The 16,912-nt window shown below is 68.8% G+C and carries 20 protein-coding genes and 1 pseudogene; 9 read left to right on the top strand and 12 right to left on the bottom strand.

Going from position 1 to position 16,912, the window contains the following annotated elements; translation table 11 throughout:
- Positions 1-491: 491 nt before the first annotated feature.
- The 10 genes and pseudogenes from ABY42_RS04540 to ABY42_RS04580 all read right to left on the bottom strand — a co-directional run bounded on the left by ABY42_RS04540 (position 492) and on the right by ABY42_RS04580 (position 7,810).
- Positions 492-845 (bottom strand): annotated as a pseudogene (locus tag ABY42_RS04540) (type II toxin-antitoxin system PemK/MazF family toxin).
- Positions 842-1,213: a MarR family transcriptional regulator gene (locus ABY42_RS04545; RefSeq protein WP_004064181.1), complete on the bottom strand. Its 372-nt coding sequence runs from the start codon at positions 1,211-1,213 to the stop codon at positions 842-844. Before ABY42_RS04545 ends, ABY42_RS04540 begins: the two are co-directional and overlap by 4 nt.
- 151 nt (positions 1,214-1,364) lie before the next feature.
- A complete protein-coding gene (locus ABY42_RS04550) occupies positions 1,365-2,060 on the bottom strand; it encodes a carbonic anhydrase (RefSeq protein WP_004972335.1) in 696 nt (231 codons plus the stop codon).
- Positions 2,061-2,083: 23 nt separating this feature from the next.
- Positions 2,084-3,979, bottom strand: coding sequence for a PH domain-containing protein (locus tag ABY42_RS04555; RefSeq protein WP_050458820.1), 1,896 nt, complete (start codon positions 3,977-3,979; stop codon positions 2,084-2,086).
- Positions 3,976-4,440, bottom strand: a complete 465-nt coding sequence (locus tag ABY42_RS04560) for a PH domain-containing protein (RefSeq protein ID WP_004972329.1) — start codon at positions 4,438-4,440, stop codon at positions 3,976-3,978. The genes ABY42_RS04555 and ABY42_RS04560 overlap by 4 nt, the downstream gene beginning before the upstream one ends.
- An 81-nt stretch (positions 4,441-4,521) precedes the next feature.
- Entirely contained in the window at positions 4,522-5,298 is a 777-nt protein-coding gene (locus tag ABY42_RS04565) for a DUF7260 family protein (RefSeq protein ID WP_050458821.1), read from the bottom strand.
- On the bottom strand, positions 5,289-6,326 hold the full coding sequence (locus ABY42_RS04570; RefSeq protein WP_050458822.1) for a metallophosphoesterase family protein: 1,038 nt from the start codon (positions 6,324-6,326) through the stop codon (positions 5,289-5,291). The genes ABY42_RS04565 and ABY42_RS04570 overlap by 10 nt, the downstream gene beginning before the upstream one ends.
- The gene (locus tag ABY42_RS20055; protein ID WP_004043988.1) at positions 6,323-6,448 is read right to left on the bottom strand and encodes a hypothetical protein; all 126 of its coding nucleotides are present in this window, start codon (positions 6,446-6,448) and stop codon (positions 6,323-6,325) included. The genes ABY42_RS04570 and ABY42_RS20055 overlap by 4 nt, the downstream gene beginning before the upstream one ends.
- 106 nt (positions 6,449-6,554) lie before the next feature.
- Positions 6,555-7,001 carry a hypothetical protein gene (locus ABY42_RS04575; RefSeq protein ID WP_004972323.1) on the bottom strand — a complete coding sequence of 149 codons (447 nt, stop codon included), beginning with the start codon at positions 6,999-7,001 and terminating at the stop codon, positions 6,555-6,557.
- A 122-nt stretch (positions 7,002-7,123) separates the two neighbouring features.
- On the bottom strand, positions 7,124-7,810 hold the full coding sequence (locus ABY42_RS04580; protein ID WP_050458823.1) for a YqjF family protein: 687 nt from the start codon (positions 7,808-7,810) through the stop codon (positions 7,124-7,126).
- A gap of 124 nt (positions 7,811-7,934) precedes the next feature.
- Between ABY42_RS04580 and ABY42_RS04585 the strand changes: the two genes are divergently transcribed.
- The 3 genes from ABY42_RS04585 to ABY42_RS04595 are packed head-to-tail and all read left to right on the top strand — an operon-like array spanning position 7,935 to position 9,563.
- Positions 7,935-8,780 (top strand): aldo/keto reductase, encoded by an 846-nt coding sequence (locus ABY42_RS04585; protein WP_050458824.1) that lies wholly within the window; start codon positions 7,935-7,937, stop codon positions 8,778-8,780.
- Between the two features lies 1 nt (position 8,781).
- A complete protein-coding gene (locus tag ABY42_RS04590; protein WP_050458825.1) occupies positions 8,782-9,300 on the top strand; it encodes a macro domain-containing protein in 519 nt (172 codons plus the stop codon).
- Between the two features lie 2 nt (positions 9,301-9,302).
- Positions 9,303-9,563: a hypothetical protein gene (locus ABY42_RS04595; protein ID WP_231608301.1), complete on the top strand. Its 261-nt coding sequence runs from the start codon at positions 9,303-9,305 to the stop codon at positions 9,561-9,563.
- A gap of 74 nt (positions 9,564-9,637) precedes the next feature.
- Here the strand turns inward: ABY42_RS04595 and ABY42_RS04600 are convergent, their stop codons facing one another.
- On the bottom strand, positions 9,638-10,666 hold the full coding sequence (locus tag ABY42_RS04600; protein ID WP_004972312.1) for a succinylglutamate desuccinylase/aspartoacylase family protein: 1,029 nt from the start codon (positions 10,664-10,666) through the stop codon (positions 9,638-9,640).
- A gap of 336 nt (positions 10,667-11,002) precedes the next feature.
- Between ABY42_RS04600 and ABY42_RS04605 the strand changes: the two genes are divergently transcribed.
- From ABY42_RS04605 to ABY42_RS04630, 6 genes are all read left to right on the top strand, one after another.
- Complete coding sequence (locus tag ABY42_RS04605; RefSeq protein ID WP_050458826.1) at positions 11,003-12,349, top strand: oxidoreductase; 1,347 nt, start codon at positions 11,003-11,005, stop codon at positions 12,347-12,349.
- A gap of 27 nt (positions 12,350-12,376) precedes the next feature.
- A complete protein-coding gene (locus tag ABY42_RS04610; RefSeq protein ID WP_004972307.1) occupies positions 12,377-12,751 on the top strand; it encodes a winged helix-turn-helix domain-containing protein in 375 nt (124 codons plus the stop codon).
- Positions 12,751-13,044, top strand: a complete 294-nt coding sequence (locus tag ABY42_RS04615; protein ID WP_004972305.1) for a DUF7521 family protein — start codon at positions 12,751-12,753, stop codon at positions 13,042-13,044. Before ABY42_RS04610 ends, ABY42_RS04615 begins: the two co-directional genes overlap by 1 nt.
- A 218-nt stretch (positions 13,045-13,262) precedes the next feature.
- Complete coding sequence (gene trxA / locus ABY42_RS04620; RefSeq protein ID WP_004972302.1) at positions 13,263-13,688, top strand: thioredoxin; 426 nt, start codon at positions 13,263-13,265, stop codon at positions 13,686-13,688.
- 60 nt (positions 13,689-13,748) lie between these two features.
- Positions 13,749-15,227 (top strand): AMP phosphorylase, encoded by a 1,479-nt coding sequence (locus ABY42_RS04625; protein ID WP_050458827.1) that lies wholly within the window; start codon positions 13,749-13,751, stop codon positions 15,225-15,227.
- A 49-nt stretch (positions 15,228-15,276) separates the two neighbouring features.
- On the top strand, positions 15,277-16,230 hold the full coding sequence (locus tag ABY42_RS04630; RefSeq protein WP_050458828.1) for a ribose 1,5-bisphosphate isomerase: 954 nt from the start codon (positions 15,277-15,279) through the stop codon (positions 16,228-16,230).
- Here the strand turns inward: ABY42_RS04630 and ABY42_RS04635 are convergent, their stop codons facing one another.
- Entirely contained in the window at positions 16,231-16,893 is a 663-nt protein-coding gene (locus tag ABY42_RS04635; RefSeq protein ID WP_050458829.1) for a helix-turn-helix domain-containing protein, read from the bottom strand.
- Positions 16,894-16,912: the final 19 nt, after the last annotated feature.

Genomic DNA, 16,912 nt, shown 5'->3' on the forward strand with positions numbered 1-16,912 from the left:
AAGTGAGGTGCAAGACTATAGTAGCGTTTGCAACTGGTTACACATCCAATCGCACGACAGCGTGCGATTGAGTGTGCATTGACTTGCAAACGCTACTATAGCGGGAGAGTTCAGCAAGACTTCGATGTTCGTTTAACGCGACCAGAAACAGCCGTTAGGTCGGTGTGCATAGTAATCCTCGTGGTTTTCTAGCGTTCACCCGCTTCATCGAGACGGCGAGAGTGGTACTTTTGAAAGAAATGCAATGACAATCCGACAATAATTAGCATGAGACCGAGTGGGAGCGATATTAGTGCAAGAATCGCTCCGGCGATAGCGATGTAAATGAACTTCATGTGTTAGTGATATGCCATTTATAACGTGATAGACCTTGTGGGATTTATAATAATCCCCATATCTCTCACTCTCGGTCCCCGTCCAGATGACGACTGGCCAATGACCGACCCGCGCCCGCGATTCAGCACATCTCGTCGCTGTTATCAGACGAGTGGCTATTCGAGGTAGCCGATCAACGACTGAACTGCGTCCTCGACGACTGCATCCCGTAGCGTTCCTTGCCAGTAGTCGATATCCCCGCTTCCGAGTGACTGGACGCCCCAAGGGACGATGCGACTATCGTCAGGGGTTCCTCCACGTGACCAACTCGCCTCGGGTATTTCGAGGAAATCCTCGTGCCACGTCTTTGTCGTTAACGTCAACGCGATGTACTGGTCGCCGTGAAACGGTTGTCCCTCGTGATTCGAGATGATGAGTCACGGCCGCGCGTCTTCGTTACCCTTGAACGGGTCGTCACCGAAGACGACATCCCCGGGTTCGTACGTCGGGGTGTTCTCTTCGTCCGTCACACCTCGTCCCTCTGACTCGGATGGGCTTCTTCGGGTGCGTGTTCCTGCCACTCGTCTTTGTTCTCGGTCCCCAACTGTTCGTTGAACAGCGCCGTCGCTCGTTCGTATCCACTGTACGAGTGCAGCCGGTCCTCGTCAGTCGTGACTGCCCAGTAGGTCGCCTTGTGCTCGACGAGTCCACGTTGTTTCAACCGGGTCAGCGCGGTGCTTACCGCCCCCTCGTCGAGGTCTGTCTGTGTCGCAATTTCGCGGGCCTGGAACGCCCGGTCGTCGTGGGCGACGAGGAATCCGAGGACTTGGTCCGGGACAGACAGGTCCGTGAGTTCCTCTTCGCTCGTGTTCTCGAAGGTCTCCCTGTCTATCGACATCGTCGAGTGAACGTACTGTTCCCAGCGATAAGAGTGTAGCTAGTGAAATCTGTGAAAATACACTCGGTATGAGCCTTCCCCCTACCCATCCCGGAACTCACGGTTGTTAACAGAGTCAGTCTCTCCGACTCGAACCACCCGCCAATCGCTGTTACCGAATCGACCGCACGCGTTCTTCGAACCCATCGGGAACCACGTCGGCGAGCGCGTCGGGGTCCGACTCGCCGTTGGCCGCGACGAGGTAGGCCGCGCCGTCGGCGTCGCCGTAGACGCGCTGGAAGTCGTAGACGAAGCCCCAGCAGTCGGTCGATTCGGGCACCTCGTCGCTCTCGGTGAGGTACTCCACCTGCCGGACGACCGCGTACTCGACGAGTCGGTTGACCGCCTCGCCGCCCGGCGTGTCCGCGTCGAACACGCCGAGTTCGCGGGCTTCCTCGGCGAGCGGGACGAGCCGCGAGACGGCGGCTTCGACCCCCGGGGGCAGGTCCCCGACGCTCCCGCCGGCGACGGTCTCGTAGGCGGCCGTCACCGCGCCGCAGCCCGTGTGGCCGAGGACGACCACGTCGGTCGTCCTGAGCGCCGAGACCGCGTAGCCGACGGCGTCGTTGACGACGAGTCTCCCGTCGACCTCGGTCCACACTTGGTTGCCGACGTTGACCGACGTGAACAGCTCGCCGGCCCTGTCGGCGCTCCAGGCCGCGTCGGCGGGGACGCGAGAGTCCGAACAGCTCACCGAGACGACCGCCGGCGACTGCGCCTCGCGCACGCCGTCGAAGTGGTCGGCGGCGAGGCTCTCGACGTGCCGTGCGTTCCCGGCCAAGAGTGACTCCAGCACCGTTCGCGTCATTGGTGTAGGTTGCGTCCGCGCGTCTATATAGCTCCCCGCTCGTCGCTCGATTCCTCGGGTTCGTCGGTGTCGCCGGTCTCGTCGGCGTCGTCGCCTTCGTCACCGTCGTCCGAGTCGGAGTCGGTGTCGTCGTCGTTCTCTGCTCCGTCGTCCCTCTCGCTTTCGGACTCGGGTTCGGGTCCGGGCCCGGGTTCGGGTTCGGACTCGACCGACTCGCCCCAGATGAAGGGGTCGTCCGCCTCGGCTTCGTCGCCCTCACCGACCTCCTCAGCGTCTTCGTCGTCCCCGCCGACCGCGGGTTCGGCCTCCTCGACGAACTCGGGCGTCTCGCTCACGTCGGCCTCGGCGTCAGGGGTCGAGCCCGAGTCCGATTCGTCGGGGTCGCGGCCCGGCTCCGCGGCGCGGATGCCGAGCGCGGCCTGTCGGGACTGTTGTCGCGCCTCCCGGCGCGCCGCCAGCGCTTCGCGGAGGCGGTCGTTCAGCGTCTCCCGGAGCTCCGCCGCGTCGTCGACTTCGATGTCCACGGCCGTCGCGTCGCCGCCGACGAGGGAGATGCTCCCGGCCGTGTCCGCCGTGACCGTCGAGACGCGCCAGCGGCGCTGGAAAACCGTCCGCCGCTCGATGACCGTCTGGACCCGGTAGTAGGGGACGAAGCGCATCTCGCGCTTCCAGAAGCCGTTTCGGGTGACGAAGTGGTTCTCGGCGAGCGCGTAGCCGCGGTGCCGCCACTGCAGCGCGCCGGCGACGACCGCAACCGGGACGAGCGCCAGCGGCACGAACCACGGAATCTCCTGCGGGAGGAACCGGTTCGCCCCGTAGAGCGCGAGGGTCGCCGCGCCGAGGACGAGCGAGTACCGGACGGCGTAACGCCGGCGGATGCGCGTCGGCGGTCCTTCGAACGTCGGCTCCTCGACGCCTTCGAGGTCGGCGACGAGGCCGAGCACGCGGTCGCGGGTCGCAAGCGGGATGGCCGCCTCGGAGCCGCGACCGCCGCCGCCCGACCCGTTCGACCCGTCGGAGCTTGGGGCGTAGCCCGCCGTCTCCACGAGGAGCGTCGCGTAGCCGAACCGGCGCTTCAGGGGGTTGTCCTCGACGGTGAGCGTCTGGAGCTTGTCGAGCGGAATCGACCCGTTGTAGCGCTGGAGGAGGCCGCGCTCGTACTGGAGTTCGTCGCCGACGCGGGTCAGCCGGAAGCCGTAGTAGTTCACTACCGCGGAGGCGAAGCCGGCGGCCCACGAGACGAGCGCGACGAGGAGCCCCAGCGCGACGACGCCGACGCCCGCGGCCGCGACGCTCCCGGCGGGGACCGGCACGTCCACGTACGAGGCGACGATGGGGAAGGCGGTCGACCCGAACACGAAGACGAGGCCGGGCAGTCGGAGGTCGAACGACAGCGCGCCGACGATGGCCAGCTCTCGGGGCGTCAGTTCGAACAGCAGTTCCTGTTCGGGTTCGGCCGCGTCGCCCTCGGTACCGCCGCGCTTCAGGCGGGCGACCTCCGACTGGATGCGGCGGGCCTCCTCGTAGCTGACGAAGCGGAGACTTCCCTCGGTCTCGCCGCCGCCGGCGGTTTCGAGGTTCACGGCGGCGATGCCGACCAGCCGCTGGGCGACGTTGCGGGAGATGTCGACGTTCTGGATGCGACGGTAGGGTATCTCGCGGTTGCGCCGGGAGAACACGCCCGAGCGGATGTCCAGCGTGTCCGGTGTGAGTTCGTATTCGAACCGCCGGAAGTAGGCGAGTTCGTAGCCCGCGATGGCGACCACGACGACGCCGACGAGCGCGACGGAGCCGAGGCCGCCGAGGAACCCGCCGAAGGCGGTTCCGCCGGTGAAGGCGAAGAAGGCGAGCGCGAAGACGATGCTGGCGCTGCGCTGGACCGCCCGGTAGGGGACCGAGAGCGGCGACAGCCGGGTCATACCGCGTCGTCGCCCTCAGACGCGATTGCGAGGCGCTTCAGCCGGTCTTGGAGGTCCTCCGCGCCCTCCGGCGTCAGCCCGGGAATCGACACGTCAGCGCCGCGGGAGCCGGCGGTGTAGACGACGGTCGACGCGAGGCCGACGAGTCGTTCGAGCGGGCCGCGGGTCGAGTCGACGTGCTGGACCCGGACGAACGGGACGACGGTGTTGACCTTGGTGAGGACGCCCCGCTGGAGGTACAGCGAGTCGTCGCGGACCTCGTAGCCCCACGCCCGGTACCGGAGCAGGGCGACGGCGACGCCGACGACGAGGAAGACGCCGCCGACCGCGACGGGGACGTACGAGGGTATCGAGACGGGCGCGAACAGCGTCGCCGCGGTCGCCACGCCGCCGACGACGAGCGCGAACACGACCGCTCGGGCGACCCAGAGAAGACGGATACGGGGGTGGAGGCGATTCACGGGAATCCCTCCGAGCGCGTGAACATCGTATACTCCGGCGTCTCTTCGAACGGGTAAATAACTGTGGCCGCGGGAATCGGCCTACGGTGTGGCGGCGAGGCGACGCTCGACCCGGCGGGTCGCGGTGTCGAGCGTCGCGCCGACCTCCGCGAGCGTCGCGAGCACCGGGTACCGGACCGGCAGGTCGGCGTAGAGGAACTCCGTCACGTCCGGCACCAGCCCGGAGAGCGCCCGCCGGTGGTGGGAAATCGTCTCCTGTCGCGCCGCGACGAGCTCCGAGAGCCGCTCGCGGAGCGCGGAAAGGTCGCCGTAGAGCGTCAGCAGCGCGTCGAAGCCGCGTTCGGACAGCGGCGTCCGGTCGAGGTCGTCGAGCCGTTCGAGGAGGGCTTCGATATCGCCGCGCATCGACGCCACCGACTCGGTCTCCTCGTCGACGACTTCGATGAACTTCTCGCGCTCGTCTCGCGACGACGTGGCCGCCGCGGCGACGGTCCGCCGGAGCGGCGGCGAGAGGACGCTCGCCGACCGGAACGCGGTCGCCACGTCCGGGCCGAACTCGGCGGCGAGGCTCTCTTCGAAGGAGTCGCCGTACTCCTCGTCGTAGTGCGGGACGGACATCACGGTCCGCTCGTAGCTCCGGCGCAGGCCGGAGAGCGCCGCGTCGGTCCTTCCTCGCCCGCCCCGCTGGCCCACGAGCGTCGCGGCCGCGGGGGCCTGATTCGGAGTCGACGCCGTCGCCCGCGACGCGGCGACCTCCCGGCGGAACGCCCGGAACGCCTCGCGTTCGTCCACGCAGCGGCGGCGCTCGGCGCGGAGGGCGCTGCGGGCGTCGTCGAGGCGGTCGAGGCTCACCGCCATCGGACCGCCCCCGGAACGTCCGAGCCGACGGCCCTCCCGGGCGGCGCTCGCTCGTCGACGAGGGGGAGCGCCGACAGGTGGCCGCGGTCGGCGTGCGCGGCGATACCCTGTCCGTGGGCGGCCCCGCTGGCGGCGAGGGTGTACGCCTCGGCCATGCCCTTCGGTCCCGCGAGCGGGACGAGTCGGACGGTCGTCCCGCGGCGGTCGATGTCGACCACGACGAACGACTGCGGGAACGAGCAGGTCGCCGGGGCGATGAGTTCGCGGACGCCGCCTCGCACCGCCGTCGCGGGCCAGTGGATGTGCCCGGAGAGCACCAGCGGCACGTCGTGGCGCGCGAGCACCGCGGCGAGGTCGTCGGCGTTGCGGAGCTGGTAGAAGTCGGCGTCGGGGAACTGGCCGGTGTGGCGGCGGGGGTGGAAGACGTTGTGGTGGAGGACGACGACCGGAGTCGCCGCGTCAGCGAGGACGGTGTCGAGCCAGCGGAGTTGAGAGTCGGGTACGGCCCCCTCGTGGGTGTCGGTGAGGGCGAGACCCGGACCGCCGCTGGCGGAGTCGAGGCCGACGATGTCGACGCCGCCGACCCGGCGGACGAACGGGAGAGAGCCGTCGGCGTAGCGAGACGCGAACTCGGCCGGCGTCGGGGCGTCGTAGTCGTCCCAGCGCTTCGGCACGTCGTGGTTGCCGGGGACCGCGACCCGCGGCCCCGGGAGGTCGCGGAGGATTTCGTCGACGACCTCGTACTCCTCGGGGCGGCCGTCGCGGGTCAGGTCGCCGAGGAGGACCGTCGCGTCGACGTCGAGGTCGGCGATGGTCGAGACGGCGGTCCGAAGCCGCGTCTCGCTCCGGTGGTAGACTTTCCACGTGCCGGACCCCGTCGGCGTGACGTGCGGGTCGGCGACGACCGCGAGCCGGGTCGGCGTCTCAGAGACCGGTCGTGCGAGGCGCGCGAGCACCGGGCCGGGACCTCGCTCGGCCGACTTCCCGACCGGCGTCTCCCCGATGGTCGGCGGGGCGTCCGGACTCATCGGTCGATGGTCCGCGTGAACGTCCCCAGCGCGGTCTCCCGGTGGACGCGTATCCGCCCGGTGTCGGGACACAACTCGATTCGAAGCGGCGACTCGGTGGCGCGCGTCTCGTCCCCGTGCATACACGTGGACTCACCCGGACCGAGATGATAAACATGTCGTACAGAATATATATTTTAGAACGTAGATATAGATACTCTCCGGAGCCCTCCGGAGTCGGCTCCGGCGTCAGTTGAGGAGCAGGCCGGCGTCGACGAGGAGGAGAACGGCGACGAGCGCGGCACCGAGGTAGAACGGTGCGGCCTTCTCGGCGGGCGTTCGGACCTTCTTCTCCGCGAGGCCGTCTTTCGCGCGGGCCCGGCCGACTTCGACGAGGCCGGTCAGGACGAACCAGAGCGCGAGCATCCCGAGGACGAGGTGGCCGCGGCCGGAGCCGAACAGGCTGTCGACCGTGTAGCGCGTGCCGGCGAGGTGGCCGCCGGTCGCGAACATCACGAGCGAGGCCCCGCGAGACCACATCGTCAGGCGCGAGACCACCGATTCGAACGCGGCGGCGCGGATGTTCCCGGCGCGGGCGGTCGGCAACACGGCGAGCGCGAAAAAGAGGACGCTCCCCGTCCAGAGACCGCCCACGACGAGGTGGAGCGTTGCCATCACGGTGTCGATGAGTGCCATGTCCGTCGGGTTAGTTCAGCGATGCTTGAAGGTTTCACCTTCGCTCGGGCGGGACCGGCGGGGAGCTGGATGCGGACGACGGCGCGTGAGCGAGTCAGCGAGTCACCGCCGGGGCACCGACCTCAGCGAAGCACGGCGGGCGGCTTCGCCGTCACGTCGAGGTCGGCCGCGTAGTGGAGTATCGGGTCGCCGCCGGGGTGGTCGAAGCCGCAGGCCTCGAACATCGTGTTCGCGCGAATCTCCGCTTCCACGTCCTGTATCGGCCACGGGTCGTGGTCGATGTCGCCGATGACGACGGGCCAGTCGTCCGTGTAGAACCGGTAGTTCTCGACGAGGAACACGTCGAGCGAGCTGGGTTCGAGGGTTCGAACCTCGCCGGTCGGTCGGTAGGTCGCCTCGAACCGCGCTTCCGGCGTCTCGGCCGTCGCGGGCCGGTAGCTCTCGTAGTCGACCGTGCCGTCTCGCTCCTCGACCGAGATGTTCGCGTAGTGGTACGGGAGCCGGTAGCCCAGCCGAGCCATCGTCACGCCGAGGCGGTCCGCGGCGTCGAGGGTGAAGAAGTAGACGCCGCGGGGGCCGCCGTCGGCGGGTTCGACGTAGGTCCGGAGGTTCACCTCGGGGAACCCGAGCCCCACGGGCGACCCGCGCGGGCGGATGTCCGTCATGTCGAACGAGACGACGCCGAGCCACGCCCGCCCGTCGTGGGTGGCCACCGAGAGCCGGTCGGGGAGTCGCGGCTCCACGAGGTCGGGGTCGACCGGCCAGTGGGCGAACAGCGTGTGCCGCCAGCGCATCGACAGGAGGTCCATGACGGCCGTTAGGACCGACGACGGGTGTGGGTTTCGGCGGCCGTGCGGTTGGGCACCCGCGTCGCCGGCCGTCGCCCGCCCACCCCGCCGAAACGAACACCTGTCTGGCGACCAATCTCCGCCCATGGGACTCGAAAACGAAAGCGGCACGTTCGACATCGGCGGCGACCTCACGGTACACCGACTCGGCTTCGGCGCGATGCGCATCACCGGCGACGACATCATCGGCGAGCCCGCCGACGTGGAGAACGCGCGAAAGGTCCTCCACGAGACGCTCGTCCACGGCATCGACCTCATCGACACGGCCGACTCCTACGGCCCCGCCGTCTCCGAGCGCCTCATCGGCGAGGCGCTCGCGCCCTATCCGGACGACCTCGTGGTCGCCACCAAGGGCGGCCTGCTTCGCAACACCGACGGCGACTGGAAGCCAAACGGCGACCCCGACTACCTCCGGAACGCCGTCCTCGGGAGCCTCGACCGCCTCCGAACCGACACCATCGACCTCTATCAGCTCCACCGACCCGACCCGCACGTCGCCTTCGAGGACTCGGTCCACGCGCTCGCCGAGATGAAAGACGAGGGACTGATTCGGCACGTCGGCCTCTCGAACGTCTCGGTCGAACAGCTCGACGAGGCGCGCGACATCGTCGACATCGCCACGGTCCAGAACCGCTTCAACGTCGGCGACCGCGAGTTCGAGGCGAGCCTCGACGCCTGCGAGGAGTACGGTATCGGCTTCATCCCGTGGTACCCGCTCGGCGCGGGCGACCTCGGCGACCGGGCCGACGCCGTCTCCGCGGTCGCGACGAAACACGATGCAACGACCCAGCAAATCGCTCTCGCGTGGCTCCTGCACCGCGCCGACGTGATGCTCCCCATCCCCGGCACGTCCAGCGTTTCGCACCTCCGAGACAACGTGGCGGCCTCGCACATCGACCTCGACGACGAGGACATGGACCGGCTCGCCTGACATGGAGTTCACCGTCGTGCAGGGCGACATCGCCGCTCAGTCGGCCGACGCGCTGGTGAACGCCGCGGGAACGAGTCTCCGCATGGGGTCGGGCGTCGCGGGCGCGCTCCGTCGCGGCGGCGGTCCCGAACTGAACGAGGCCGCGATGGCGAAGGGGCCGATAGACCTCGGCGCGGTCGCCGTCACCGACGCTTTCGACCTCGACGCCGAGGTCGTGATTCACGCCGCGGCGATGCCACACTACGGCGACGGGCGGGCGACCGCCGAGAGCATCCGTGACGCCACGCGAAACGCCCTGCGAGCCGCGGACGACCGGGGTTGCGAGTCGCTCGTGATTCCGGCGCTCGGCTGCGGCGTCGCCGGGTTCGACCTCGCCGACGGCGCGCGACTCATCTGCGAGGAACTCCGGGCGTTCGAGCCGAGTTCGCTCCGCGACGTTCGGTTCATCGCCTACGCGGACGACGGGTTCGAGACGGTCTCGCGGGTCGCCGACGCGGTCGGGGCGGAGACGGAGGAATAATAGTGGGCGACGCGGGCGACCCGGGACTGTCGGCGGGCGGGATTGACGCCGCCGGAGTCGCCGACGAAGACGCCGCCCCGGAGCTGTGCCCCGTCTGCTCGACGCCCTATGACTCCGTCTCGCTCCACGACCGCGGCCTGCTCGTCAATCTCCTCGACAACGAGCGGTACCGTCGCGTCTGCTTCGAGCCGGTCGAACGCGACGGGCGGCCGCACGTCCGGTTTTTCCACCACACCCACGAGCAGGTCGGCGGGGACGACTGACCGAGTGAGAGCGGGGTGGCGAGCGGGTGCGGAGGCGCAAGCGACGCGACCGCACCTGATTCACCTCGACTCGCCTAACTCCACGGGCGTTCCGTGAACTCGCCGGCCTCGATTTCGCGCTCTATCTCGCGGAGCGTCGCGTCGTCGACGCTGACGAGGTGGCAAAGCGGGTGACCGGGCGCGGCGACCGGGTTCTGGAGGACGCCGGCGACGAGGCCGGTGAAGGGGGCCGAGACGCGCTTTTCTCTCGTCTTGAAGTGGTCCGAGATGGTGCAGATGGTGTCGCCCTCGTGGACCAGCGGCACGTCGCCGTACTGCATCTCGACGAGGCCGCCCACGTCGGCGCGGAGCCACGTCTTGTCCGTCGCGGAGTCGATGACGCGCGTCCAGCCCGGCCAGCTGACCGGCTTCTTCGGGAGGACGCCGTACTCGGCGAGGACGCTCTCGACGCCTTCGAGCGCGCGGTCGACCATCGCGGGCTGGAAGCGGTGGGCGCGGCCCATCTCGACGGTGATGGTCGGAATCCCGTCGTTCGTGGCGACGGTGCGGAGCGAACTCGCCTCGGCCTCGCCCGAGAGGATGAGGTTCGCGCCGAACGACCGCGCGAGGCGGGCGACCTCGGGGCGGTTCATGTCGGCGCGGACGTGGTACATCGTCGTCCGGTTGCGCGTCGAGGTGTGGAAGTCGATGCCGAGGTCGCAGGGCTCGACGAACCGACGGTAGATTTGGTTCGCCATGCGCTCGGCCGTGTTCGCGCCGTCGCGGCCGGGGAACGACCGGTTCAGGTCGAGGTCGTAGATGGGGATGTAGCGCTGTTGGGCGAGGTACCCCGGAACGTTCGCCACGTGGATGCAGACGATGGTACCGTGGATGTCGGCGGGGTTGTACCGGCTCGCGACCTCCTGCATCACCTTCACGCCGTTGAGTTCGTCGCCGTGGAGCGCCGCGGTCATGAAGACCGACGGCCCGCCCTGCTCGCCGTTGATGACAGTGACGGGTATCTCGACGGGGTCGCCGAGGTACGTTTCGCTGATTTCGTACCTGAGATGTCGCACCTCGCCCGGCGGCACCTCCGAGTCGTACCTGAACGGTTCGGGGTCCATGGGACGTTCATCGGAGCCGACGGGTAAGAAGGTTGACCGGCTTCCGGCCTCGTCCGGACAGACGCGGGACAATACGGCTATCTCCGCCGCAGTCGTCTGTCTCTCCGAGAGATGTGTATCCACAGATGACGGCGAAACGTCCGGTCTGCAAGCGGTGCGGTTCCCCCGTGGGCCCCGGTGGCGTGGTCGTCCGACACGCCGGCTCGGACCCCTTGCAGGTGTCGGAGTGCGGGCGCTGCGGCGCGATTATCGATATCGGCGGCGGGACCCGTTGGTGAACTGACGCGGCGACGACCGTCGCGTCGATTTACGTCGCTCGCGCGCCATGTCGTCCTCATGGCGACTCCTCGGCTCGACGACCCGCTCGACATCGGCGGGCTCACGCTGCGAAACAGGCTCTATCGCGCGCCGGTGCTCGAATGCGCGGGGACCGGTCCCGAGACCCCCGAGCGCCTCGCGGCCGAACTCGAACCCGCGGCGCGGGCCGGTGCGGGACTCATCTGTCAGGGAGCGACTATCGTCCGCGAGGCGGGCGGCTGCGCCGCGCCGGGGATGACGCGAATCGCGGACCCGGAGTTCGCGGCGTCGCTGTCGGCGGTGACCGAGCGAATTCACGACCACGGCTCGGCCGTCGCGGTCCAGTTGGAGTACGGCGGCCTGCGGAGCATGGAGACGTGGCACGCCGAGTACCGACGCGACCACCCGGATTTGCGACAGCTCGCCGTCTCCCGGCCGCCGCGACTCCTCAGACTCCTCGACGCCCTCGGCTTTCTCGACTACGACGCGCGCGTCATGACGACCGACGAGGTGTACGACCTCGCGGCCGACTTCGGTCGCTCCGCGGCGATGGCCGTCGACGCCGGCTACGACGTGGTCCACGTCGCCGGCGCGAACATGGGTATCGTCCACCAGTTCCTCTCGCCGTTCTACAACCGCCGGGACGACGAGTTCGGCGACGGCGTCCGGTTTCTGGAGGTCGTCGCCGACGAGGTTCGCTCGCGGGCGGGCGACGTGCCGCTCATGACGAAAGTGCCGGCGGAGACGGCCGCGCCGCCCGGCGTCCGCCGACGGCTGACCGAGGACGACGCGGTCGAACTCTGTCGTCGACTCGACGGGGCGGGCTACGACGCGCTCGTCCCCGTCTCGGGGTCGGTGTTCTGGGACGCGAGCATCGTCCGCGGGTCGTTCCCGGCCCGCGCGTGGCGCGACGACCGCTACCGCGACGGCTACGCCGCGGCCTTCGGCGGCCCGCTTCGCGCGCGACTCGTCGAACTCGGCAACCGAATCGAGGCGGCGTGGTACGACTTCGACCCGGCGTGGAACGCCGACCTGTGCCGTCGGGTCCGCGACGCCGTCTCGGTGCCCGTGCTCTGCGAGGGCGGCATCCGAGAGCGCGGCGAAATCGACCGACTGCTCGGTGACGCCTGCGACGCCGTCGGGATGGCGCGGCCGTTTTACGCCGAGCCGGAGCTCCCCGCGCGACTGCTCGGCCGCGACGTCTCGGCCGACACGCGGGTCGTCTGCGAGAACTGCAACAACTGCGCGGTGCCGCAGGCGACGGGCGCGCCGGGCGTCTGTCGAACGCCCGACGTGTTGGCCCGCGCGGGAACCCTCAGAATGGAGGGAGCATACGACACAGACTCCGAGACGGCGGACGACGACGAGCCCGACCCGGTGGGTTAATAAGGCTCTCGTCGGTCAATCTGGGTAATGGCGCGCGACCGGTCCGCGATGGAGTCGGCCGAACTGACGGCGGTGCTCGACGCGCTCGACGACGCGGACGCACGAGCCATCATCAGAGGACTCGAAGAACCCATGACGGCAAGTGAAATTTCAGACACGTGTGACATCCCGCTTTCGACGACGTACAGGAAGTTGGACCTGCTCACCGAGGCGGCGCTCCTCGCCGAGGGGACCCAGATTCGCGCGGACGGTCACCACGCGACGACCTACGAGGTCGCCTTCGACGAGGTTCGAATCGCTCTCAACGAGGACCGCGACTTCGACGTCGCGGTCGGCCGCCCGGAGCAGACGCCCGACGAACGCCTCGCGGACATCTGGTCGCGGGTCCGGAGGGAGACCTGATGGGGCACCTCAGCGCCTCGCCGACGATTACGACGATGATTATCGTCGTCAAGACGGGCATCCTCGTCCTCGGCGGGCTCATCACCTACTTCAGCTACAAGGCGTACCGGAACACCGGGGCGGCGTCGCTCCGCGCGCTCGCGCTCGGCTTCGGTATCGTCACGCTCGGCGCGATGCTCGGCGGCGCGCTCGACGTGATTCTCAACGTCGACCTCGCCACCGGACTGCTCTTCGACTCGGTGCTGACGCTCGTCGGCTTCGCGGTCATCACCTACTCGCTGTACGTCGACTGAGCTGGTTCGGGAGGCCGACCCCGGCCGACTCAGCTCGAACCGTCTCCGGACCAGCCCGTAACTCGCGGTCGCGCCCCCGCCGTTTCTGTCACGTCTCTCGGTCGTGAACCGCAGCGATATCCCGGGGCGTGTCGCTCGTCACCACGAACCAATGGCTGCAGGTATTATTGCTTGAATTGTGCAAAACCGTTATTAGGGAGCGGCCGGTACCAGTAGGTATGTCCGACGACGAACTGAACGATATCCGGCAGCAGAAACGCGAACAGCTCGAATCTCAGCTCCGCGGCGACGGCGGAAGCACGGCGAAAGAAGCCGCAGCTTCCCCCTCGGAGCCCGTCCACGTCGACGGCGCTGAGGACCTGGAAGACGTCGTCTCCACGAACGACGTGGTGCTCGTCGATTTCTACGCGGACTGGTGCGGTCCGTGCAAGATGCTCGAACCCACGGTGAAGAAGCTCGCGCAGAACACCGACGCCGCGGTCGCCAAGGTCGACGTGGACGCGAACCAGGAACTCGCCGCCCAGTACCAGGTCCGGGGCGTCCCGACGATGGTGCTTTTCGCCGACGGCGAGGCGGTCGAACAGCTCGTGGGCGTCCGCGGCTACGACGACCTGAAGAACCTCGTCGAATCCCACCTCGGGTAAGCGTTCTCTCCCCCCGAGACTCGGGGTCGATTTATTGGCGCTCTCGTCCGACCTTCGGGTATGCAACTCCTCGCCGAGCCCATCGACATCGGAACCCGGTCGCCGACGGTCCTTCTGAACGAGAGCGACGCGGCCGAGCTCGGGGTCCACGCGCTCGAACGCGTCCAACTGCGGCGAGACGGGCGGACGACCATCGCCATCGTGGAGCTGACCGACGAACTCGTTTCCGAGGGGACCCTCGGCGTGACGCGCCGGCTCGGTCACATCGAGGGCGAGGTCGAGGTGTCGGTCGCGCCGCAACCCGACTCGGTGTACTACATCCGCAAGAAGCTCGACGACATCGAACTCGAAGCCGACGAACTGTCCCAACTCGTCCGCGACATCTACGAGGAGCGCCTCGCCGACGTGGAACTCGGGGCGTACGTCTCCGCGACCTACACGAACGGGCTGTCGATGGAGGAGACGATGCACCTCACGGAGTCGATGGCGGACGTGGGCGAGACCATCGCGTGGGAAGAGCCGGTCATCGCCGACAAGCACTCCATCGGGGGCGTCGCGGGCAACCGCGTCACGCCGATTCTCGTCCCCATCGTCGCCGCGGCGGGGCTGAAGATTCCGAAGACCTCCTCGCGGGCCGTCACCTCCGCGGCGGGCACCGCCGACACGATGGAGGTCCTCTGCGACGTGGAGTTCTCCGTCGCGGAGATACGCGACATCGTCGGGAAGACCGGCGGCTGTCTCGTCTGGGGCGGCGCGGTGAACCTCTCGCCGGTCGACGACCGCATCATCCGCGCCGAGACGCCGCTCTCCATCGACCCGAAGGGGCAGCTCATCGCCTCCGTCCTCTCGAAGAAACAGAGCGCCGGCTCGACCAACGTCGTCGTCGACATCCCCTACGGCGAGGGCGCGAAAGTCGAGAGCCTCGCCGAGGCGCGCGAACTCGCGAAGGACTTCAACCGCGTCGGCGACCACCTCGGGATGGCGGTCGAGTGCGCCATCACGAACGGGGCCGCGCCGGTCGGCCGCGGGGTCGGTCCCGTGCTCGAAGCCCGCGAGGTCCTCGCCACCCTCGCCGGCGGCGGCCCGAACGACCTGCGGATGAAGGCGGTTCGCCTCGCCGACCTGCTGTTCGAGTCCGTCGGCGTCGACGCCGACGCCGCCGAGATTCTCGACTCCGGGCGGGCCGAAGAGACCTTCCGCGAGATACTCGCCGCGCAGAACGGCGACCCCGACGTGGAGGCCGCCGACCTCTCGCCGGGGCGGCACACCGTCGCGGTCCGCGCCGAACGCGACGGCGTGGTCACGCACGTCAACAACCGCCTCGTCAACGAGGTCGCCCGCCGGGCCGGCGCGCCGAGAGACCCCGGCGCGGGCCTCGAACTCCACCGCCGCCTCGGCGAGATGGCCGCCAGCGGCGAGACGCTGTTCACGGTCCACGCCGAGTCCGAAGACAAGCTCGCCGACGCGAAGGCGCTCACCGAGCGCGTCGAGACCGTCCGGGTTCGACACCCCGACGAGGCGCTCGTCGACCGGGTCTGAGAGCCGTCTCCGCGGCGACCTTTTTGCGTCCGACGCCCGTAGTTCCCGCATGGACGACCGCGTACATCCCGAGGTCCGACGCACCGCGACGGAAATCGACACGATGGAGATTCGCGGCGCGGCGACCATCGCCGACGCGGCCGCTCGGGCGCTCCGGATGCAGGCCACGGAGAGCGACGCCGCCGACGCCGAGGCGTTCCGGGCCGAGCTCCGCGCGGCCGCCCGGACGCTCCACGAGACGCGGCCGACGGCCGTGAGCCTCCCAAACGCCCTCCGGTACGTCCTCCGCGGCATGTCGAGTACGACCGTCGAGGGGCTCCGACAGAACGTCGTCGACTCGGCCGACGAGTTCTGCGCCCGGCTCGAACGGGCGCAGGCCGACCTCGGACAGGTCGGCGCGAACCGCCTCCGCGACGGCGACACCATCATGACCCACTGCCACTCGACGGACGCGCTGGCGTGCGTCGAGGCCGCCGTCGAGCAGGGAATGCACATCGAGGCGGTCGTCAAGGAGACGCGGCCGCGAAATCAGGGACACATCACCGCGAAGCGACTCCACGAACTGGGCGTGCCCGTCACGCTCATCGTCGACTCGGCGGCCCGCCGCTACCTCAACGACGTGAACCACGTGCTCGTCGGCGCGGACGCCGTCGCGGCCGACGGGAGCGTCATCAACAAAATCGGGACGAGCGGCCTCGCGGTCAACGCACGCGACCGGGGGACGCCCATCACGGTCGCCGCCCAGACGCTCAAGCTCCACCCGGGGACGATGACCGGTCACACCGTCGATATCGAGATGCGCGACACCGCCGAGGTCGTCGACGACGAGACGCTCGCGGAACTCGGCAACCCGACCGTCAAGAACCCCGCGTTCGACGTGACGCCGCCACGCTACGTGGATGCCATCGTCACCGAGCGCGGGCAGTTCCCGCCGGAGAGCATCGTCATCCTGATGCGGGAACTGTTCGGCGAGGGGACCAGCGAACCGTGGGCGGAGCCCTAGTCACGACCGGCCGACGAGGTCGGCCATGACTTTCATCTCCGCTTTTCGCAGGTGCTCCGCCGCGGTGCTCGTCGAGCAGTCGAGCCGCGCGGCCACGTCGGCGACCGACCCGGTCCGCGGCTCGCGGTAGTAGCCGCAGTCGACGGCCGCCTCGACGGCCTCGCGCTGGCGGGGCGACAGCGACCCGGCCGAAACGCTCCCCGGCCCCGTGTACTCCCGCACCCGCACGACTTCGAGGCCGCGGCCCTCGGGGAGCTGTTCGACCGCCGACTGGAGCGCCCCGTCGGTCCCGACGAGCGTCATCGAGACCGTCCCGTCGCCGTCGAAGACGACCGGCGGGACGACGATGAGCCCGCCCCGCGTGACGGCGGCCGTCTGCCTCGTTCCCGCCGCGTCGAGCCGCTCGTCGACCACGATGAAAAAGGAGTCGCCTGGGAGCTGGGAGAGCTCGTACGACAGGATGCGCTCCGTCTCCGCGAGCGCCGCCTCGTAGGCCTCGACGTCGGTCCCGAAGACCTCGAAGACGATGGTGTTCCTGTCGGTCACCGCCGGGTTCCAGTGGTGGAGTTCGGTCCGCTCGAACGCCTCGTGTTCGACGACGAACTCGTGCATCGGATGCAGCTGTTCGTCGTCGGGCGTGAAGCGAAGCCTGACCGATTTCATGCCGGCGAATTGATTCGAC

Origin of the sequence: Haloferax gibbonsii, from assembly GCF_001190965.1 — an archaeon.
Lineage (GTDB): Archaea > Halobacteriota > Halobacteria > Halobacteriales > Haloferacaceae > Haloferax > Haloferax gibbonsii.